Origin of the sequence: Cetobacterium sp. NK01 (assembly GCF_024506395.1) — a bacterium.
Classification (GTDB): domain Bacteria; phylum Fusobacteriota; class Fusobacteriia; order Fusobacteriales; family Fusobacteriaceae; genus Cetobacterium_A; species Cetobacterium_A somerae_A.
In genome coordinates, this window is the sequence record NZ_JANIBO010000001.1 from 315,448 (window position 1) to 335,667 (window position 20,220).

20 protein-coding genes are annotated in these 20,220 nt (G+C 27.7%); all 20 read right to left on the bottom strand.

Annotation, left to right across the window (positions count from 1 at the left end; genetic code table 11):
• Positions 1-17: 17 nt before the first annotated feature.
• The 20 genes from NON08_RS01570 to lpxC all read right to left on the bottom strand — a co-directional run bounded on the left by NON08_RS01570 (position 18) and on the right by lpxC (position 20,203).
• Positions 18-1,403, bottom strand: a complete 1,386-nt coding sequence (locus NON08_RS01570) for a sigma-54 dependent transcriptional regulator (protein WP_256689781.1) — start codon at positions 1,401-1,403, stop codon at positions 18-20.
• A gap of 195 nt (positions 1,404-1,598) precedes the next feature.
• Positions 1,599-2,207, bottom strand: a complete 609-nt coding sequence (locus NON08_RS01575; RefSeq protein WP_256689782.1) for a TetR/AcrR family transcriptional regulator — start codon at positions 2,205-2,207, stop codon at positions 1,599-1,601.
• Positions 2,208-2,229: 22 nt separating this feature from the next.
• Positions 2,230-3,258, bottom strand: coding sequence for a M50 family metallopeptidase (locus NON08_RS01580; protein ID WP_256689783.1), 1,029 nt, complete (start codon positions 3,256-3,258; stop codon positions 2,230-2,232).
• An 11-nt stretch (positions 3,259-3,269) separates the two neighbouring features.
• Positions 3,270-3,956, bottom strand: a complete 687-nt coding sequence (locus NON08_RS01585) for a dTMP kinase (RefSeq protein WP_256689784.1) — start codon at positions 3,954-3,956, stop codon at positions 3,270-3,272.
• The gene (gene dxr / locus NON08_RS01590) at positions 3,943-5,097 is read right to left on the bottom strand and encodes a 1-deoxy-D-xylulose-5-phosphate reductoisomerase (RefSeq protein ID WP_256689785.1); all 1,155 of its coding nucleotides are present in this window, start codon (positions 5,095-5,097) and stop codon (positions 3,943-3,945) included. The genes NON08_RS01585 and dxr overlap by 14 nt, the downstream gene beginning before the upstream one ends.
• Before the next feature lie 64 nt (positions 5,098-5,161).
• Positions 5,162-5,974, bottom strand: coding sequence for a phosphatidate cytidylyltransferase (locus tag NON08_RS01595; protein WP_256689786.1), 813 nt, complete (start codon positions 5,972-5,974; stop codon positions 5,162-5,164).
• A complete protein-coding gene (locus NON08_RS01600; protein ID WP_256689787.1) occupies positions 5,975-6,661 on the bottom strand; it encodes an isoprenyl transferase in 687 nt (228 codons plus the stop codon).
• 110 nt (positions 6,662-6,771) lie between these two features.
• Positions 6,772-7,338 carry a nicotinate (nicotinamide) nucleotide adenylyltransferase gene (nadD, locus tag NON08_RS01605; protein WP_256689788.1) on the bottom strand — a complete coding sequence of 189 codons (567 nt, stop codon included), beginning with the start codon at positions 7,336-7,338 and terminating at the stop codon, positions 6,772-6,774.
• A 1-nt stretch (position 7,339) separates the two neighbouring features.
• Complete coding sequence (locus NON08_RS01610; protein ID WP_256689789.1) at positions 7,340-7,792, bottom strand: PTS sugar transporter subunit IIA; 453 nt, start codon at positions 7,790-7,792, stop codon at positions 7,340-7,342.
• 13 nt (positions 7,793-7,805) lie between these two features.
• The gene (locus NON08_RS01615) at positions 7,806-8,516 is read right to left on the bottom strand and encodes a hypothetical protein (protein ID WP_256689790.1); all 711 of its coding nucleotides are present in this window, start codon (positions 8,514-8,516) and stop codon (positions 7,806-7,808) included.
• Positions 8,506-9,522 (bottom strand): tetraacyldisaccharide 4'-kinase, encoded by a 1,017-nt coding sequence (gene lpxK, locus NON08_RS01620; RefSeq protein ID WP_256689791.1) that lies wholly within the window; start codon positions 9,520-9,522, stop codon positions 8,506-8,508. The genes NON08_RS01615 and lpxK overlap by 11 nt, the downstream gene beginning before the upstream one ends.
• 15 nt (positions 9,523-9,537) lie before the next feature.
• Complete coding sequence (gene smc, locus NON08_RS01625; RefSeq protein ID WP_256689792.1) at positions 9,538-13,053, bottom strand: chromosome segregation protein SMC; 3,516 nt, start codon at positions 13,051-13,053, stop codon at positions 9,538-9,540.
• 48 nt (positions 13,054-13,101) lie between these two features.
• Entirely contained in the window at positions 13,102-13,692 is a 591-nt protein-coding gene (locus NON08_RS01630) for an XTP/dITP diphosphatase (RefSeq protein ID WP_256689793.1), read from the bottom strand.
• A complete protein-coding gene (rph, locus tag NON08_RS01635) occupies positions 13,692-14,423 on the bottom strand; it encodes a ribonuclease PH (protein ID WP_264759764.1) in 732 nt (243 codons plus the stop codon). The genes NON08_RS01630 and rph overlap by 1 nt, the downstream gene beginning before the upstream one ends.
• A gap of 12 nt (positions 14,424-14,435) precedes the next feature.
• On the bottom strand, positions 14,436-16,277 hold the full coding sequence (locus NON08_RS01640) for an ABC transporter ATP-binding protein (RefSeq protein WP_256689794.1): 1,842 nt from the start codon (positions 16,275-16,277) through the stop codon (positions 14,436-14,438).
• 1 nt (position 16,278) lies between these two features.
• On the bottom strand, positions 16,279-17,349 hold the full coding sequence (gene lpxB, locus NON08_RS01645) for a lipid-A-disaccharide synthase (protein WP_256689795.1): 1,071 nt from the start codon (positions 17,347-17,349) through the stop codon (positions 16,279-16,281).
• Positions 17,346-18,149: an LpxI family protein gene (locus NON08_RS01650; RefSeq protein WP_256689796.1), complete on the bottom strand. Its 804-nt coding sequence runs from the start codon at positions 18,147-18,149 to the stop codon at positions 17,346-17,348. Before NON08_RS01650 ends, lpxB begins: the two co-directional genes overlap by 4 nt.
• A complete protein-coding gene (gene lpxA, locus NON08_RS01655) occupies positions 18,149-18,922 on the bottom strand; it encodes an acyl-ACP--UDP-N-acetylglucosamine O-acyltransferase (protein WP_256689797.1) in 774 nt (257 codons plus the stop codon). Before lpxA ends, NON08_RS01650 begins: the two co-directional genes overlap by 1 nt.
• Before the next feature lie 19 nt (positions 18,923-18,941).
• The gene (gene fabZ / locus NON08_RS01660) at positions 18,942-19,367 is read right to left on the bottom strand and encodes a 3-hydroxyacyl-ACP dehydratase FabZ (RefSeq protein WP_023049909.1); all 426 of its coding nucleotides are present in this window, start codon (positions 19,365-19,367) and stop codon (positions 18,942-18,944) included.
• Complete coding sequence (gene lpxC, locus NON08_RS01665) at positions 19,361-20,203, bottom strand: UDP-3-O-acyl-N-acetylglucosamine deacetylase (protein ID WP_256689798.1); 843 nt, start codon at positions 20,201-20,203, stop codon at positions 19,361-19,363. Before lpxC ends, fabZ begins: the two co-directional genes overlap by 7 nt.
• Positions 20,204-20,220 lie beyond the last annotated feature (17 nt).

Sequence of the window (20,220 nt, forward strand, 5' to 3'; positions counted from 1 at the left end):
AAAATTTTGTAAGATTATTATTTTGTATCTAAACCATATTTTCTGATTTTCTCATAAAGAGTTGTTCTTCCAATTCCTAAAAGCTTAGAAGTCTCTTGCTTATTCCATCTTGTCTTTTGTAAAGCCATTGCTATTACAACTTTTTCAACTTCATCTAAAGCATAAATTTCTTGCTCTAATATATTTTTTAAAGGTCCTACTCCGATAACAGTTTTATTTTCAACTGTATCAGATTTCATTTTTATTTCTAATGGTAAATCTTCAACATCAATATTTCTATCGTTACATAAAATTACCATTCTTTCTATCATATTTTTTAACTCTCTTATATTTCCAGGGTATGAATATTCCATCAGATATTTCATAGCATCTCCAGAAATAACAGGTATTTCTCTTCTTAAATCTTTTACAATTTTATTTAAGAAATAGTTAGCTAACATTGGAATATCATCTTTTCTATCTCTTAAAGGTGGAACCTCAATAGGGAAAGCTGTTAATCTGTGGTATAAATCTTTTCTGAATTTTCCTTTTTCAGTTTCTTCTTTTAGATCTTTGTTTGTTGAAACTATAAATCTTACATCGACTCTTCTTGATTTATTTCCTCCAACTCTTCTAAACTCTCCATACTCAATAACTCTTAAAACTTTAGATTGAGCCTTTAAATCCATTGCTGATATTTCATCAAGAAATACAGTTCCTCCATCTGCCTCTTCTAAAATTCCTTTTTTACTTGTTGTAGCACCTAAGAAAGCACCTCTCTCATAACCAAAAAGTTCTCTTTCAATTAAATCTTCTGGTAATGAAGCACAAGATATTGTAATATAGTTTTCTTTTCTTCTATCACTCTTTTTGAATATCTCTTTAGCAATTAATTCTTTTCCTACTCCATTTTCTCCTGTTATTAAAACAGTTAAATCACTTTCAGCTACTTTTTCTATTAAATTTTTTACTTCTTTTACTCTTGCAGACTGACCTATAATTTCATTTTCGTCTTCTGTATCAGAAAGCTTTTCTTCTAACTTTCTTTTCTCTTTTACTATCTCTAAGTTTCTTAGAGCTGGTATCATTATTCTATTCATCTCTTTAACATCTACTGGTTTTAATAAATAGTTATAAATATCAGCTTCCTTCATCTCTTGAATTAAAGTCTCATTCTCTTCATCTAATAATCCAATAACTACAAAATCTTTACCTATACCATTTAATTTTCTTTTTGCTTCTGAGAAATTAAACCAAGTTAAGTACTCATCTAATAAAACTACATCAAAGTCACTCTCTCTTAACATATCTAACGCATCTAATAAATTATTAAATGTTATTATTTCATAAACTTCTGATAAAGCTTTTCTTACTTGTTTTAAAGTTTCTTTTCTTTCTGAAACTACTAATATTGATTTTTTCATCCCTTTCCTCCTACTTTCTATTTTCGTTAACAATGTATTATAATTGATATTTTGTTATTTTTCAAGACTTTTTTTAAAAATTCTGTTCTAGATTATTTCAAAGAGTTTCACTCTAAACATTAGTTCTAGTTTTTCTCATTTTTTCCTTTTTAATTTTAATATATTTTATAATTTATGTTTGTTTTTTTATATATATTATTTCAACATAGATTTTAAAAACAGATTATAAAACATCTCTATTTCTCTAGAAATATCAATTGTTGAATATTTTTCAACCATTCTCTTATAGCTTTCTTCATCTACTACTTCAATTCCTGTTTGTGTTATTAAGTAAAGTAAAAGCGTTGTTAAAGATGCACTCAACATAGTTCTTATCTTTTCTATTTCACTTCTATATTCTTCTTTTATATGTTCTCTATTAACAGTTAAAAATTCACTAAATATAATATCTCTTTTCATATAATCATCATGAGTTAAGCCAATCTCTCCATTTTCATATATTTTAGCAAATAAAAATAAATTATATCTATCATCTTTTAATGTTAGTCTTCTTCTAACAATCATTTTTAATTTCTCTTCAAAAGATACATCTAAATCTCCAACTTCTTTTAAAAACTCTTTTCTACTTATTACAGAGTTATCCATAATTTCTAATAGTAGCTCTTCTTTACTTTTAAAATAATAATAAAACCCACCCTTTGCCATTCCTAAAACATTAGCTATATCTTCTATTTTTGTGTTTCTAATTCCATTAGCTGCAAATAAAATAGTTGCAGTTCTTTTTATACGATCTCTTTTCGTCACAATCTCACGTCCTTAGTTTTTATTAAAATTTAAAAATATTAAATATATCATTAGCTGTTGCAAATATAATTAAACCAAATAACATTATCATTCCTATAGTGTGAACTCTCTCTTCTAATTTCTTGTCAACTTTTATTCCAACTAACTCTAAAATTACAAATATTATTCTTCCTCCATCTAAAGCTGGAAAAGGAAGTAAATTAAATATTCCTACATTTATTGATAAAATAGCTAATAACCAAATTAAAATTCCTGAACTTCCACTTCTGCTTGCATCTCCAACTACTTTTACAATACCTACAGGACCACTTATATCTTTAGCTTTTACCTTTCCTGTTATAAGCATTTTTACTCCACCTAATGTATCTTCAAAAACTCCTATAAAAATTTTAAATGATTGCTTAACTCCGTCTATTAGTCCATATTTTTCAAACTTATATTCTGGAATTATTCCCATCATTGGAGCCTTATCATCACTTATTTTTGTTAAAGGTACTAAAAGATTAAGTTCTTTTCCTTCTCTTTCAATAACTACATTCAATTTTTCTCTCTCTTTAGAATCTTTTGATATTGTTTCTCCTATTTGAGACCATGTAGATATTTTTGTTCCATCAATCTCTTTTATAATATCTTTTTCTTTTAAAACAGTTGATGCTTTAGCTTCTTTAATCACATTTCCAATTACTGGATTGGTATTTTGAATCGCTTTTCCACTTGTGAAAGTTATTCCTAAAATTACTAATAAAGCAAGCATGAAATTCATAAAAACTCCTGCGAATAAAACTATAAATCTTGCAAAAGGAGATTTACTATTAAATCCATTTTCAACTTTACTTCCAACTTCCATTCCATCAATATTTACAAATCCTCCAATTGGTATAACTCTTATAGAATATAAAGTTCTTCCATTGTAGTAAGAGTATAACTCCGGTCCCATACCAATTGCAAATTCTGAAACAGGCATTTTAAAAAATCTAGCTGCTAGAAAATGTCCTAACTCGTGTATAAAAATTATTACTCCTAGTAATAACAACGCTATTATTATATCCATTATTCCTCCTGTTATAAAACTTTACTTACAAGCTCAAATATTTCATCTGAAATCTCTTCTATTGTTTTCAATCTATTTTTTTCAACACATTTTATTTCTGACCAAGAGTACTTTTTAGATATTTCACAGGCATTTTCATGTGATTTTTTTAAATATTCAATATTTTTTTCATGGATATCTTTTTTATCTTCACCAGTTATTTTATTTTTTCTTTGCGCCATTAATTCTTGAGCAGTTTCTGTTGGCATATTTAAAAATATTACTAAATCCGGTCTTGGGATTTCCATTTTATCATACTCTAAATCTTCTAACCAATCTAGATATTTTTCTTTTTCTTTTTTATCATTTATTTTTGATGCTTGATGTACCATATTTGAAGTTGTATATCTGTCTGTTACAATAATTCCGCCCTCATTATAAAAATTTCCCCAATCTGTTTTATATGAGGCATATCTATCTATAGCATACATTGTCGATGCTGGATATGGATTTACTTTTTCTGCATCTTTTCCAAATTCTCCTGCTAAATACATCTTAACTGGTTCACATGCTGGACTATTATAATTAGGAAAAGATATTTTTTTGATTTTTTTGATTTTTTCACATAGTCTTTCATACAAAATAGCCGTTTGAGTCTCTTTCCCGCTTGAATCTGTTCCTTCTATTACTATTAATCGCCCTTTTTTAATCTTCTCCATAATTATCATATACCCACTTTCTTGTCTCTTTATCTACTTTTTTTATTGTCTCTAAATTATCTGCTTCTTCTATAGAGTGCTGCTCCATAGCTTTCTTTATTATTTCATATATTTGTAAAAATTTTATCTTCCCTTTTAAAAATAACTCCACAGCTACTTCATTAGCAGAGTTAAATACACATGGCATTGTTTTTCCAGTCTTACCAGCATAAAATGCTAACTCAACCCCTTTAAAAACATTGTTATTAATTTGATCAAAACTTAATTCTTTTAATTTTTTTAAATTTAATCTCTCTAATTCACAACTACCTTCTCTATTAGGATATGTAAACGCATACTGAATTGGAAGTTTCATATCTGGTACTCCTATTTGAGCAATTATAGAGTTATCTACAAACTCCACCATCGAATGAACTATACTCTGTGGATGAACCAGTACTTCTATATTGTCATAGTCTATTCCAAAAAGCATATGTGCTTCAATAACTTCTAGCCCCTTATTAATCAAAGTTGATGAATCTATAGTTATCTTTCTTCCCATAGACCAGTTTGGATGTTTTAATGCTTGCTCTACAGTCACCTCTTTTAAATCTTCTAATGTTTTTCCTCTAAATGTTCCACCACTAGCTGTTATAATTAGCGTTTTTATCTCTTTATAATTGCTACCTTGTATACTTTGAAATAAAGCTGAATGCTCACTATCAACTGGTATAATTTCTGCTTTTGGATATTTTTTTAAAAGATTATTTATATATTCTCCTGCTGCTACCATTGTTTCTTTATTAGCTAGTGCTACTCTTTTTTCTTTTTTTATAGCTTCTACTGTTGCTTCAATCCCGATAGCTCCACTAATTGCAGTCAATACAATATCGGCTTCCTCTAGTCCTCCCATAGTTTTTAAGCCATCATCACCAAAATAAACAACCTTCTCTGGATATAAATTTTTTAAAATATCTGCCTTATCTTTACTACCTATACAAATATATTTAGGATCAAATTTTTCAATTTGTTCTTTTAACAATTCAAAATTTGAATAACCTGATATTCCTAACACTTGGAACTCTTCTTGTTTTGCACCTATAACCTTTAACGCATTTGTTCCAATACTCCCAGTAGATCCCAAAATAGTTATCTTCTTCATTTCCCTCTCCTTAATTTACATATATTTTCTCTAAAAAAATGGTAGCTTTTTAAGCTACCTTCTTCTAAATAAATTTTAATAAATAATATACAACTGGAACTACAAATAACATACTATCAAAACGATCTAGTATGCCACCGTGTTCACCTAATAACTTTCCTGAATCCTTTATTTTAAACTCTCTTTTAAACATCGATTCACCTAAGTCACCAATTTGCGCAACAATACTAATTAAAAATCCAAACAACAGTACTATAAATATATTTACTTCAGTTCCAAAAATATTAAAATATTTGTTGATTAAATAGATGGCTACCATTGTAAAAACTGTTCCTCCAATAGATCCTTCTATGGATTTTTTAGGACTTATAGAACTAAAACCTTTTTTGAATATTTTTCTTCCAATTCCCATTCCAACAAAATATGCAAAAGAATCACAAACCCAAACTAATATTTGAATTGTTAATAACCATTTCCCTCCGTTTGGAAGATAATTCATTAGCAATAGGTGCGTAAATAACCCTGAAACATAAACTACACCTAACAGTGTTACTCCAATATCTCTGCTTGAATTTTCTACTTTATTTTGTAAAACCTTCTTTCCTATCAATGCTATCACTAACAATGTAATTGGCATAAATATCAAAGTAGAGTTATCTACATCTGCAAAGTATACTATATTTGGTATTGATAAACCTGCAATATATCCTAAATTTATATCAGGTTTTTTTCCACCAATTTCTGCCATTTTATAAAACTCAAAAAGCCCTACTAAAATAACAAAGTTTACAAATAGTAATAGTAAAAATCCACCCTTCAATAATACCATCATTAAAAGTGGAATTCCTATTAAAGCTACTAATATTCTATTTAACATCTATTTTACTCCTCCAAAACGCCTATCTCTTTTTTGATAACTTTCTATAGCCTTCATTAATTCATCTCTATTAAAATCTGGCCAATAGGTATCTGTTACATATATCTCAGAATAGGCTATCTGCCACAATAAAAAATTAGAAATTCTCATTTCTCCACTTGTTCTTATTAGTAACTCTGGATCAGGTAACTGATTGTATAGATATTTTTCTATAATCTCCTCTGTTATCTCTTTTTCATCATTTTTTATAATCTCTTTTATAGCATCTATTAGCTCAGCCCTTCCTCCATAGTTAAAAGCTATATTCAATGTTATTCCAGTATTTCCTTTTGTTACATTTTCAAGCTTTTCAATTTCATTTAAAAGATCCTTACTAATACCCTCTTTTCTTCCAGATACTATAAATCTAACATTATTTTTCATTAATAATTTTTTTTCATTTTTTAAATAAGTTTTAAATAAAAACATTAAAGTGTCTACTTCTTCCTTTGCTCTTTTCCAATTCTCTGTTGAAAAAGCATAAACTGTTAAGTATTTAACACCTAATTCACCACAAGAGGTTAATATTTTTCTCAAAGTATCTGCTCCTGCTTTATGTCCGTAAGTTCTAGGCATACCTTTCTCTTTTGCCCAACGACCATTTCCATCCATAATTATCGCTATATGATTTGGTATATCTAATTTCATTTTTTTCTCCTCTCGATAAATCACTAAATTTTACCATATTTAGAACATTTTTTCCATAAAAAAAATGATCTCTAAGTGAACAAAAGAGGTAGTTTTTATGCTACCTCCTTTTACTTTTGATATAAATTATGACTTTTTATGAACTCTGCTATCACTTTTGGCACCATGTTATCTATAGATACTCCATTCATTATTGATTCTCTAACTCTTGTTGAAGAGTAATTTAAAAATGGATTTTTAACTTGCAAAAGATTTGGATCTTTTAAAAGTGTAGTATATCCTTCTCGCTGTAGAACAACAACTTTTGATAATTTTAAAATTTCTTGGTATTTTTTCCATTTATGAAAATATGCTCCTGAATCTTCTCCAATAATTTCAAAATATTCATTATTAGGATATTTTTTTATAATTTTTAAAAGAGTATCATAAGTAAATGAAAGTTTATTAGATTTAACTTCTAAATCTAAAACCTCTATTTTAGGATCTAATTTAAATGCAAGTTTGCACATCTCAAGCCTCAATTCCCCACTTACCATTAATTTTTCTCTATGTGATGGAATACCTACAGGTATAATAAGAAGTTTGTCTAATTTTAAATAATCTATAATAAATTTTGCCATATATATATGTCCGTTATGTATAGGATTAAAGCTCCCACCATATATCCCAATTTTCATTTTATCCTATCTCCGCAATAGCTTCGATTAAGCACTCTGTTGTTGTACTTTCTAAAATACTCTCTCTTATCTTTTTATCTCTAAATATTCTAGAGAGTGATGATAGTAATTCTAAATATTTTTTGCTTTCACCTTTAGGTACTCCTACTAATATAACTATTTTTACTTTTTCACCATCTAATGAATTAAAATCAATGGGATTTTTTAAAAGTGCAACTGATACAACTATATCCTTTACTACTTCAGTTCTAGCATGAGGTATCGCAACGCCCATACCAATTCCTGTAGTTCCTACATTTTCTCTTTGCAAAACCTCTTTATAAAAAATATCTCTATCTACAATCAAATTACTATTTTCACTCATATTAAACACTAATTTTTTTAATATCTCATCTTTTGATACAGATTTATTATCTAGAATGTTAATCATTTTTACATTAAAATAATTTAACACTTGTTGCCCCCTTTTAAAGCTTTATACTATTCAAAATTTCATTTTTAACTTGATCGTTGCTTTTTTCTTTCTTTTCTTTTATCCCTTGCAATAAAATACTTTTGTATTTTTTTTCATTTTTATAAGAATAACTTTCTAAAACTTTTTTATATGCTATTAATTCTAATACTTCTGGAACTTCATCTACTTCTTCCTCTAATTCTATTGCGCATTCTAATCCATTTAAATCATATCTCTGTTTTGTAAAATAACTAATTACAAGATATCCTATTTCATCAATCCAACCTAATGTATTTACAATCTCTCTTATAGCTAATGCCATTAAAGGTTTATTAAAATCTATATTATCCATTAATGCTAAATTAAATAAAGTTTTAAAAAATTCCTCTTTATCTTTTAAAGCTAATTCCTTACCATATTTTTTAGAGAATTCTAAATCACCCTTTATAACTAACTTCACAAAATTTTCTTTTAACTTATCTATTGATACATTTGATAATCGATCAATTTTTTTCTCTTTAACTCTTTCAACTTTATTACTTTCTTTTTCTAAAGTTTCATAAAAAATAATATCATCTTTACAAAATACCATAGCTGGGATTGTTAAATTTGCACATTTTCTTTTTATTACACCTTCACTATCTATTGTCAAATAGGCTCTTTTATCAAGAATTTCTGCACTTTCAATTACTTTTGCAACTCTTTCTTGTATCTTATTTATCATATATTTCACCAATTCCTTTTAAACTATTGTCATCTAACATTGTAAACTCTATTTTAAGAACGAATAAATTATCTATTTCTATATCTTTTGGAAGTTTCACTAAATCTTTTTCTGTTGTTATTATAAAATCTGCATCCATAGCTTTAGCTCTTTTTTTTATAGTATCAAAGTCTTTCTCTTTAAAATCATGATGATCCATAAAATCAACTCTCTCAATATACTCTGGATTTAAAGAGATTACTGTTTTTTCAAAATTAAGTGGATTTGCAAGTCCAGAAAAAAGAAGAACTCTTTTTCCCGCAACCCAAAATAAAGGTTTTGCATTTCCTTTTATATCACATAAAGATGTTACTCCATGCTTTGCAACTGAAACAGGTTTTTTAAACTTTACTTTTAAAAATCTTTTTAGTGTTTCTAAATCGCTCTCAGATACTAAGTCTGATTTTGTTATTATAAATTCACTTGCTCTCTCTCCACCTTTTTGAAAGTCCTCTCTCAAAGTTCCTTTAGGTAATAAAGCACCCCACCCAAAAGGGTTTGTTGCATCAATCAAAACAATATCTCTATTTCTTTTTAATTTTCTATGCTGAAATCCATCATCTAATATTATAGTATCCACACCAAATTTTTCTACTGCTAATTTACACGCTTCATACCTATCTCTTCCCACAATTACTGGTACTTTCAAATTTAAAGCATGAATATATGGTTCATCACCACTCTCTTTTGATGTTACTAGAATTTTTTTTCCATCACTTACTATTAATGGATCTACTTTTCTTTTTCCTCTATATCCTCTTGATACTATAGCAACTTTTTTTCCCATTTTTAAAAGTTTTTTTGCAAAGAATTGAACTGCTGGAGTTTTTCCAGTACCTCCAACAGTTATATTTCCTATACATAAAATATCAACATCTGGTATCTCATTTATTTTAAGATACCTTTTATCGTAAAGCCAATTTCGTATTGAGGTTATTAAAAAATATATATACGATAAAAGTTTCATTTTTTCCTCTCTTTACTAAATTTTTACTTGAACTAATTTAGAAATTCCAATTTTTTTATTCATTGTTACTCCATATAGAGAATCTGAAGCTTTCATTGTTTCTTTATTATGTGTTATTAAAATAAATTGAGATCTATCTGTAAATTCTTTTAATTTACCAATTAATTTTCTTGTATTTTTTTCATCAAGAGCTGCTTCAATCTCATCTAAAAATGTAAATGGGCTAGGTTTATACATAAATATCGCCATTATAAAAGCTATTGCAACCATAGATTTCTCTCCACCAGATAGTAGTGAAAGTGCTTGTCTTTTTTTATTTTTATATTTTACTGATATTTCAACTCCGCAGTTTAAAAAATCTTCTCCATTATGTAAAGATAATTTTCCTTCAGAGTTATCTAATGTCTCTATACACATCTCATTAAAGTTTTTATTTATTTCTTCATAAGCTTCATAGAATTTTTCTTCTATTGTTTCGTCAATCTCTTTTATTAAAAGAGATAAGCTCTTTTCTCCTTTTACTAAATCTTCTCTCTGAAGATCAATAAATTTATATTTATTATCTAATTCTTTGAATTCTTCAATTGAAAGTAAATTTACAGATTCAAAACCTTTTAATCTTAACTCCAACTCTCTTACTTTTGTTCTAGCAAGTTTTATTTCATCTTCATTTAAAAGCGATAATGAAACTTCTGAAAGTTCCTCTAACTGAATTAAAATTTCCTCTACTTCTTTTGATATTCTTTCCTTTCTCTCAATCTCTCTATTTAAAATCTCTCTTTCTTTAAATAAAGTAGATTCTATTTCTCTAGAGTTTTTCATTAAGGTTTTAGAGTTCTCTTCTAATAAATGATCTTCTTTTTTCATCTCTTTTAGTTCTTGATTTTCATTTTCAAATTTTATATTTTTATTTTTTATATCTTCTGCTATAGTATGAGCCTTTTCTTCTAATTTTTCAAGTTCTTTTTTTATTTCTAATAAAATATTTGAAACTTTTTCCTTTTTTTCTTTAAATTCTTTTTGTTCAAATATTTCTTTTTCTTTTTCTTTTTCAATTTGAACAAACCTATCTTTACTGTTTAAATATAATATTCTTATATCTGAGAATTGATTTTTCAAATTATTTATCTCTTCATTTAAATTTTGAATAGCTAAATTTTCACTATCTAATTCATTTTTTAATTCTAGTACAATTTTTTCAGTTATTTCTTTTTCACTTTGTGAACTTTCAACTCTTTTAGCGTATTCTTTACTATAATTTTCTTCTTCTTGTATTTCAATATCAACGACTCTTTTTTCTTTCTCTAATTTTTCACCTTTAGATTTTAAATCTAAATATAACTCTTCTGCTAATTTAGTTTGTTTTCTTAAAGAATCCTCTAAGGCGTCTATTCCACCTATTTCATCCTCATATTTCTCTAATTTTTTACTCATAATTTGAACTTTATCGTTCCACTCTTTTAGCTTATTAGACATATCTTTTATATTATCTTCTAATACTTTTATCTCTTTTTTTCTTTCAAATATTTGACTTACAATAGAGTTTGAGTTCTCTCCACCTGTTATTCTACCTCTAGAACTAAGTAGCTCTCCAGAAAGTGTAACTATGTTTCCATTATAACTATTTTCTTTTAAAATTTTTAAAGCTACATCAGTTCCATTTACAACTAAAATATTTCCAAGTAGCATATCTAATATTTTAGAATATTTTTTTTCAACTGATACTAAATCTGAGGCTCTTCCTATAACACCATCTTTTTTAGGAACCTCTTTCATAGAACCTACTTTAATTGTATCTAATGCTAAAAATGAAGCTCTTCCTGCTTTTTTTTCCTTTAAAACTTCTATCCCTTTTTTAGCTACGTCACTTGTAGACACAACTATATCTTGTAAATTTCCAGGTATAGCTGCCTCAATAGCTTTTTGATATTCTTCTGGAACTGTTAATAGTGATATTACTGCTCCTTCAACTCCTGGTATTTTAGCATTTAGAACTTCTTTTACTCCTTTATAGAATCCCTCATTACTTTCTTGAACTCTATAGAGACCTTGTAATTTAGCAGCTGCTCTTTTCTCTTCAAATTCAGCATTTCTTATTAGTTCTGCTGCTTTATTCATATCTCTACTTAATTCAGTAATCTCTTGTTCTAATTTTATTTGTCTTTCTTCTGTTTCTTTTAATTCTTTTGCTTTTAGTTCTTTGTTTTTTAAAGCTTTTTCTAGCTCTTTTAAATTTTCATCTATTTTAATATGAAAAGTTTCCTTTTCTTCCTTTAGAGATGAAATTTTAAATTCGCTTCCCTTCATTCTTCTTGTAGAACTTTCTATTTCATTTAAAAGTTTTAATTTTTCAACTTCTAAATCCATTATTTTTCTTTTTTTTAATTCAATTCCTATCTCTTTATCTCTTTTTAATGTCTCTTTTTCTTCTATACTTTTTTCAAAAACCTTATTTTTTCCCTCTATCTCTAAAACTCTTTTTTTAACTCTTTCTTCTTCTTCTTTTAATTTTATTAGGATCTCTTTTTTAGAATCAAATACCTTTTCTAAAGATACTTTTTCTTCCTCTTTTTGTTTTAACTCTCTTAAATAAGATGTGATTCTTTCCTTTGTCCTAATCTCTTCTTTTTCTAACATTTCTATTTCAGATTTTAAAGTAGTGTTATTTTCTGAGAAATTTTCTATTTTTGAATATAAATCTTTTCGTCTATTTTCGATATTATTTAACTCTAATTCTGTTTTTTTCAACTCTTCTTCTAAAGAATTAGTTATTACTGCTAATCTTTCTTTTTCTTTTTCTCCCGATTTTAAAATTTCTTCTTTTAAATTCAAATCAAAAGTTAAAACTCCTTTTTGTAAGAGATTTTTTTCATCTTTAATAGATAAATATTCAATTGCCTTTTTAGATTGCTTTTCTACTCTAGATCTATTTTCACCGATTTCACTTAATACAAGCTCTATTTTTTCCAGCTCATTTTGAACCTTCTCTAATCTTTTTTCAGATTCTAATTTTTTTTGTTGAAACTTTTTTACTCCTGCTGCTTCTTCTATTATACTTTTAATCTCTTTATTAGATGAAGATATTATTCTTTCAACTTTACCTTGCCCTATAACTGAGTATGCACTTTTACCTACTCCTGTATCTAAAAATAGTTCTCCTATATCTTTCAATCTCACTTTTTTATCATTTATTAAATAATCATTATCTCCATTTTGAGACATTTTTCTTGTTATTTTTATACTTTCTGCTTCAATTGGAAAAAAATTATCTCTATTATCTATAAAAAGTGATACTTCTGCATAATTTGCTGGCTTTTTTCCCTCTCCTCCAGAAAATATAATATCTTTGCTTTCTTTTGCTCTTATATTTTTATATGACTGTTCACCTAAAACCCATAATATTCCATCTAATATATTTGATTTACCACTTCCATTTGGTCCAACAATAGAGGTTATTCCTCCATCAAAATCTATTCTTATTCTTTCACCAAAGGATTTAAATCCGTAAATTTCTACACCTTTTAAATACATTCTCTCTCCCTAATAACTTTTGTCTTAAAAAAAGCTAACCCATTTAGGTTAGCCTATATTTAATATTTTATCAATTCCATTTTTTAAAGCTTCTAAGGCTTTTGCTCTATGGCTAATTTGATTTTTTATTTCAGGCATTTCAGCAAATGTTTTATCGTACTCTGGTAAATAGAAATGAGGATCGTATCCGAAACCTTCTTTTCCTCTGGCTTCATCTATAATTATCCCTTCTATTTCACCTCTAAATGAGTGATACTCTCCATTTGGTTTTCCTAAAGTTATCACAGTTACAAACTTTGCTTTTCTATTATCTATCCCTTGTAAGTTCTCTATTAGCTTTTTATTATTTGCTAAATCGTTCCCATCTTCTCCAGCGTATCTAGCAGAGTAAACTCCAGGTTCGCCATTTAAAGCCTCAACACAAAGGCCAGAGTCATCTGAAATTGTGATCATATTTGTAAACTTTGCTATCTCTAATGCCTTCTTTTTTGAGTTTTCTTCAAAAGTATTTCCATCTTCTATAACCTCAGGAATTTCTATTCCATCTTTTATAGAAAGTATTTCAAAATCTAATCCAGATAAAATTTTTGACATTTCATCTATTTTTTTCTTATTTCCTGTGGCCAAAAATATTTTCATTACTTAGAAAACTCCTCCTCTATCTCTTTTCTTTGAATATCTATTAACTCATAAATTCCCTTTTCAGCTAAATCTAATAATTCATTTAACTCTTTTCTCGAGAATGTCGCTTCTTCTCCAGTTCCTTGAATCTCTACAAACTCTCCTTTATCATTCATAATTACATTCATATCTACTTCTGCTTCTGAATCTTCAGTATACATTAAATCAAGTACTGGAGTTCCTTTTACAGTTCCTACAGATATTGCTGCAATATTAGCTATAATAGGATTTTCTGCTAATAGTCCTTTTTCCATAAGTCTTCTCATTGCCATTTCTAAAGCTATAAATCCACCTGTTATTGATGTAGTTCTTGTTCCACCATCTGCTTGAATAACATCACAATCAATAGTTATTGTTCTTTCTCCTAATTTTTCAAGATCAATACAAGCTCTTAAAGCTCTTCCTATAAGTCTTTGAATCTCCATTGTTCTTCCACCTAATTTTCCTTTGGCAGCTTCTCTTTGGTTTCTCTCTCCTGTTGCTCTTGGTAACATTGAATATTCCGCTGTTATCCATCCTTTACCTTGATTTTTTAAAAAAGGTGGTACCTTCTCTACAACAGTTGCAGTACAAATAACTTTTGTATTTCCAACCTCTATTAAAACACATCCCTCAGCATACATAGTGTAGTTTCTCGTAATTTTTACTTCTCTTTTTTCATTTGTTTTTCTTCCGTCTAATCTTATCATTTCTCTTCCTTTCTATATATACTGCTCTAACTCTTCCAGTTTTTGAGTTTCAATTAAATCCACTGTTTCTATTGGTTCTATCTTCCCAAATTGAATTTCATAAAGCTTTCTGTATATTCCGTTATTTTCTAGTAATTTTTGATGAGTTCCAACCTCTTTTATCTCTCCATTCTCCATTACAACAATTTTATCAGCATTTATTATTGTGGACAATCTATGAGCTATAACAAAAGTTGTTCTTCCTTTCATAAGTGTATCTAAAGCTTCCTGAACCAATCTCTCTGATTCAGTATCTAGAGCAGATGTGGCTTCATCTAAAATCATTATACTTGGATTTTGTATAAGTGCTCTAGCTATAGCTATTCTTTGTTTTTGTCCTCCAGATAATAAAACTCCTCTTTCTCCAACTTCTGTTTCAAATTGATTTGGTAATTCCATTATAAAATTATATGCATTTGCCATTTTAGCCGCTTTTATTATCTCTTCTTCAGAAACATTATCTTTTCCAAATCCTATATTTTCTCCTATAGTTCCACTAAATAAAAATGTTTCTTGAGGCACTATCCCTATATGATTTCTATATTTTTGTAATGATATCTCTCTTATATCTATATTATTTATTTTTATACTTCCTGAAGTTATATCATAGTATCTTGGTAATAAATTTACTAAAGTAGTTTTTCCGCTTCCGCTTTTTCCAACTAAAGCTATAACTTCTCCTGCTTTAACATTTAAGTTAAAATTTTTAAGAACCTTCTCATCTCCATCATCATATTTAAAATCTACATCTATAAAATCAATTGTATTTATAGTTTCTGGAACCTCTTTTACTGTATCTCCTATATGGTCTGGTTCTAATTCCACATCTAAAATTTCAATTACTCTATCTGCAGATGGTAAAGCTTCTTGTAGTTCACTATTTCTTTTAATTAATGTTTTTAAAGGTTGCTGCATAAGTCCAATAGCAGTTATAAATGATATTAAATCTCCAGGAGTCATAGTTTCTGCTACTATTATTTGATAACCTCCATATCCTGCAACTAAAAGAATCATTATTGTTGCTAAGACCTCATTAATTGGTGATATTTTAGCTTTAATTTTTGTAGTTTTATAAATTTTATCAAACTCTTCTTGAGTTACATCCATATATTTATCTATAATTTTATCACTTCTATTAAATCCTTTTATAACAGATATACCTGACAAAGCTTCTTGAACAAATGCTGTTACATCTCCAACTGTATCTTGTCTAACCCTACCTGATTTTCTAATTTTTTTAGTATATTTTTTTACCATAGAAAGTATAGCTGGTAAAACTGTTAAAGATATTAACGCTAATATAAAATCAACTTGAAACATTCTAAATAAAAGTGCTATTACAGTTACAAACTCTTTTAACATATCAAATAACATAAATCCTATTCTTCCAAGAGTTGTTGAATCTCCTGAAAGTCTAGCCATTAAATCCCCTAACTTATTTTGTTTAAAATAAGCTATCGGTAACTTTTGTAAATGTGAGAATACATCTATTTTAATATCTCTTCTTATTTTTTCTGTTATATATCCTGATGAAATATCTGCAAAATAGTTTGTTATAACTTTCAAAATAGTAGATGCAAAAATAGCTCCAATAACAATCATCATCATTTTTGCATTTTTTTTCACTAAAACATCATCTATTAAATATTTACTTAACCATGCAGGCACTGCACTCATCAAAGATGTTACAGTAGATAATAATATTACTCCTAACATAGCTGTTTTATATTTCAAACTATATTTTAAGAAAGTTTTTAAAGATTTATTTTTAAAAAACCCCATTATTTTCCTATCTAATTCATTAATTTTTTCCATTTTATTTTCCTTTCAATAAAAATTCAGCATATCTTTTTGTAATATCTACTCCAGAAAGCTTCTCTCTTATTCGTTGAATTTTTTCTTGAACAGAGTCTAAATTTTCTAAAACAGTTTTCATACTTTTTTCTATTTCCACAGAGTTACATCTTTTTTGTAATAACTCTGGAAAAACCTCTTCATTTAAAGTTAAATTTGGTAAAGATACAAAACCAACTTTTAAAATATATTTAGCTATTACATAATTTATAAAACTAGTTTTATAAACTACTATTGTTGGAATACCTAGTAAAGCTAGCTCTAAAGTAACTGTTCCTGATGCAGCTATCGCAATTTTACTCTCTTTAACACTTTTATTTAAAGATATATCATAACAAATTTCTAAATTTTTTAAATCTGCTAAGTTTTCATCTATCCACTTTAAATGCTCTTTTGAAGAAAGTTTTAGAAGATATTTCTCATTTGGATTCTTTTTTACAAGATTCATGAAATCAGGTATTAAAGATTTTATCTCCTGTTTTCTACTACCTGGAAGCAATAAAATTTTGTCTCCAGTTCTATCTATTTTTTTATATCTCTCTGTAAATGGATTTCCATAGTAAATCGCATTTACATTATGTTTTTTATAAAAATCAACTTCCCAAGGAAAAATAACCATAATATGGTCAGCTAATTTTAGTTTATCAATTCTTTTCTCTCCCCAAATCCAAAGTTTTGGAGGAATATAGTAAAAAATTTCAATATCTTTTATCTCTTTTTTTAAAAGTTCTAAAAATTTAAGATTAAATCCTCCATAATCTACCATTATTACTTTTTTGATATTTTGTTCTTTTATAAAATTAAGATATTCTTGAGCTTTCTCTTTTAGGTAGCTATATTTTTTTATAGCTTCTGTAAATCCCATAATAGCTAACTCATCAATATCTTGAATTACATTAACTCCAGCATCTTTAGAGTGCTTTCCAGCAACTCCATAGAACTCCACATTTTTATCTAACTCTTTAGCTTCTCTTACCAAATAGGATAAATGTAAATCTCCAGATACCTCTCCTGTTGAAACAAATATTTTCATATTTTCACTCCAATAATAAAGATATTATTTCTTTCTGCTAACTCAATGCAATTTTTCATATCTAAAAATAACATTTTATTTGCTTCAGCTACTATCCCTTTAGCTTTTATTTCAATTGCTCTATTAATTGTTTCTATTCCTATTGCAGGTATATCTACTCTCATATCTTGCTGAGGTCTTGCCATTTTTATGATTATACAATTCTCTCCTGCATACTCTCCAGCTCTTTCAATAGTTTTATCTGTACCTTCAATACCTTCTAATGCAACAACAGAGGAATCTTTACACACAACTGTCTGTCCAGCATCTATTTCACTTAATGCTTTAGCTGCTTCTATTCCTATTTTTATTGTTTTACTATCATCTGAAGATGGAACATTTTTGGTATAACATTTTTCATTAAACATCATACTTCCTAATAAGTGATTTTGAGGTAAAACTTTTATCTTATTTAGTCTTAAAAAAGATATAACTCCAAATAAAAGAGTCTCGTCTTTTTTATCTGGAAGCTTTTCCATTAATTTCTCACCAAAATAATCTAGTTTCATCTCTTTAAACAGTATTGATTTTTCAACTTTTCCAAGCATAACAACTTCTTTTATTTCATTTAATAATAAATATCTTGTAATCTCTCCAATTTCTCCAATATTAAAATCTCTATAGTTTTTATGCTTTTTTATCTCTTCTTCAATGGTATCAAAAAGTCCTATTAAGTATACCTCTATCCCTCGAGCTTCCGCTTCTTTAAGGAAATATAGAGGTAACTTACCGTTACCTACTATTATTCCAACTTTTTTCATTATCTTGTAATCCCCCTATTACTAGTTTTTATAAATTCTACAAGATATTTTATATTTTTATCATTAGGAAATTCATTTTCAAGTTCAACTAAAGCATCTTTTAAAGGGTTTCCATTTCTGAATATAATTCTATATGCCTTTTTTAAGTTCGAACGGTCTTCCTCAGTAAATCCTTTTCTTCTAAGTCCTACTGTATTCAATCCTCTTATAACAGCTTTATTTCCTTCAGCCATAACAAATGGACAAATATCTTGGTTTATTGCACTTCCTCCACCAGTCATAGAATAAGATCCTATTCTACAAAATTGATGTACTGGAGTCAATCCACCAACTATAGCAAAATCATCTACTGTAACATGACCTGCTAAAGTAACTCCATTTGCTAATATACAATTATTACCAACAATAACGTCGTGAGCAACATGTACATAAGCCATCAATAGATTATTACTTCCAATTCTTGTTTCCCATCTATCATCCGTTCCTCTATGAATTGTTACAAACTCTCTAATACTATTATTATCTCCAATTATAGTTTTTGTTGGTTCACCTTTATACTTTAGATCTTGTGAAGCTTTTCCAATAGAAACAAATGAATAAATTGTATTGTTTTCTCCAATTTCAGTTATTCCTTCAACTACAACATGAGATTGTAATACTGTACCTTTACCAATTTTTACGTCTTTTCCTACTATACAGAAAGGACCTATCTTTACTTCTGGTTCCAGTATTGCTCCATCCTCAACTATAGCAGTGCTATGAATTTCAATCACTATTTTTTCACCCTACTCTCTATTTTTCCATAATAGTAAATGTAAATGATGCCTCTGTAACCACTTTATCATCTACTTTTGCTACTCCTGTAGCTTTAACTATGTTTCTTCTTAATTTATCAACTTGAACTTCATATATTAATTGATCTCCTGGTCTAACTGGAGCTTTAAATTTAACATTCTCTATCGCAGCAAAATAAGGCACTTTTCCCTCTGTATCATCCAGAACTAATACACCTAAACATTGAGCCATTCCCTCAACTATTAAAACTCCTGGCATAATTGGATGTCCTGGAAAATGTCCATTAAAAAACTCCTCATTTACAGTTACGTTTTTTAATCCTCTTATTTTTTGCGCTTCTTTATCCATCTCTAAAACTCTATCAACTAATAAAAACGGATATCTGTGTGGTATTCTTTTCATTATCTCCATAACATCTAACATATTTTTTCCTCCTGCTTTTTAAGTAATTTTGCAAACTCTATATCTAAAGCATGTCCTGCTTTAATAGCTATTATGTGTCCTTTTATAGGTCTATTTAAAACTTTTAAATCTCCTATTAAATCTAATATTTTATGTCTTACAAATTCATCGCTATATCTTAAACCATCTGGATTTAAAACTCCATCTTTTTTTATAACAATAGCATTTTCTAATGTTCCACCCAATGCTAAATTATTTTTTTTCAAATAATCTATTTCATAATCAAATCCAAAAGTTCTAGCATTTGCTATTTCATTTTTATATGAATCTAAATCTACAACAACTTCTAGCATTTGACTTTTTAAAAATGTATGATCAAATTTTATAGTATATGTTATCTTATATCCATCAAATGGTAATGCTATGATATGTTTATCACCGACAGTTAAATTTAGAGGTTCTTTTATTTCAATCTCTTTAACCTCTTCATCTAAATTTATTATACCTGCATTCTCCATAACCTCTAGAAAAACTTTTGCACTCCCATCACCAATTGGAAGTTCATTTCCATCTAACTCTATTATTAAATCTGTAATTCCAGTTACATATAAAGCAGATAAAAAATGTTCAATTGTATAAACTGTTGCTCCAAATTCATTTTTTAAATTTGTTCCTCTTGTTAAATCAAATGTATTTTCTATTGCCATTGTAATTATATTTTTTCCATCTTCTAAATCCACTCTTTTAAAGATTATTCCACCATCTTTAGAAGGAATTAACTTCATTTTTATTTCTTCTCCCTTATGTAAGCCAATTCCATTATATTGAACTTCTTTATTAAGAGTTTTTCTCTTCATAAATTCTCTCTCCTTTT

Bases quoted from the DNA above. Each gene is read 5' to 3' on its own strand.
- fabZ (WP_023049909.1), bottom strand. From the start codon at position 19,367: ATGTTAGATGTTATGGAGATAATGAAAAGAATACCACACAGATATCCG.
- smc (WP_256689792.1), bottom strand. From the start codon at position 13,053: ATGTATTTAAAAGGTGTAGAAATTTACGGATTTAAATCCTTTGGTGAA.
- lpxB (WP_256689795.1), bottom strand. From the start codon at position 17,349: ATGAAAATATTTGTTTCAACAGGAGAGGTATCTGGAGATTTACATTTA.
- NON08_RS01580 (WP_256689783.1), bottom strand. From the start codon at position 3,258: ATGGATATAATAATAGCGTTGTTATTACTAGGAGTAATAATTTTTATA.
- NON08_RS01570 (WP_256689781.1), bottom strand. From the start codon at position 1,403: ATGAAAAAATCAATATTAGTAGTTTCAGAAAGAAAAGAAACTTTAAAA.
- NON08_RS01600 (WP_256689787.1), bottom strand. From the start codon at position 6,661: ATGAAATTAGATATACCAAATCATATAGCGATAATTATGGATGGAAAT.
- rph (WP_264759764.1), bottom strand. From the start codon at position 14,423: ATGATAAGATTAGACGGAAGAAAAACAAATGAAAAAAGAGAAGTAAAA.
- lpxK (WP_256689791.1), bottom strand. From the start codon at position 9,522: ATGAAACTTTTATCGTATATATATTTTTTAATAACCTCAATACGAAAT.
- NON08_RS01615 (WP_256689790.1), bottom strand. From the start codon at position 8,516: ATGATAAATAAGATACAAGAAAGAGTTGCAAAAGTAATTGAAAGTGCA.
- NON08_RS01585 (WP_256689784.1), bottom strand. From the start codon at position 3,956: ATGGAGAAGATTAAAAAAGGGCGATTAATAGTAATAGAAGGAACAGAT.
- NON08_RS01595 (WP_256689786.1), bottom strand. From the start codon at position 5,974: ATGTTAAATAGAATATTAGTAGCTTTAATAGGAATTCCACTTTTAATG.
- NON08_RS01630 (WP_256689793.1), bottom strand. From the start codon at position 13,692: ATGAAAATATTTTTGGCCACAGGAAATAAGAAAAAAATAGATGAAATG.
- NON08_RS01650 (WP_256689796.1), bottom strand. From the start codon at position 18,149: ATGAAAAAAGTTGGAATAATAGTAGGTAACGGTAAGTTACCTCTATAT.
- NON08_RS01640 (WP_256689794.1), bottom strand. From the start codon at position 16,277: ATGGAAAAAATTAATGAATTAGATAGGAAAATAATGGGGTTTTTTAAA.
- dxr (WP_256689785.1), bottom strand. From the start codon at position 5,097: ATGAAGAAGATAACTATTTTGGGATCTACTGGGAGTATTGGAACAAAT.
- nadD (WP_256689788.1), bottom strand. From the start codon at position 7,338: ATGAAAATTGGGATATATGGTGGGAGCTTTAATCCTATACATAACGGA.
- lpxC (WP_256689798.1), bottom strand. From the start codon at position 20,203: ATGAAGAGAAAAACTCTTAATAAAGAAGTTCAATATAATGGAATTGGC.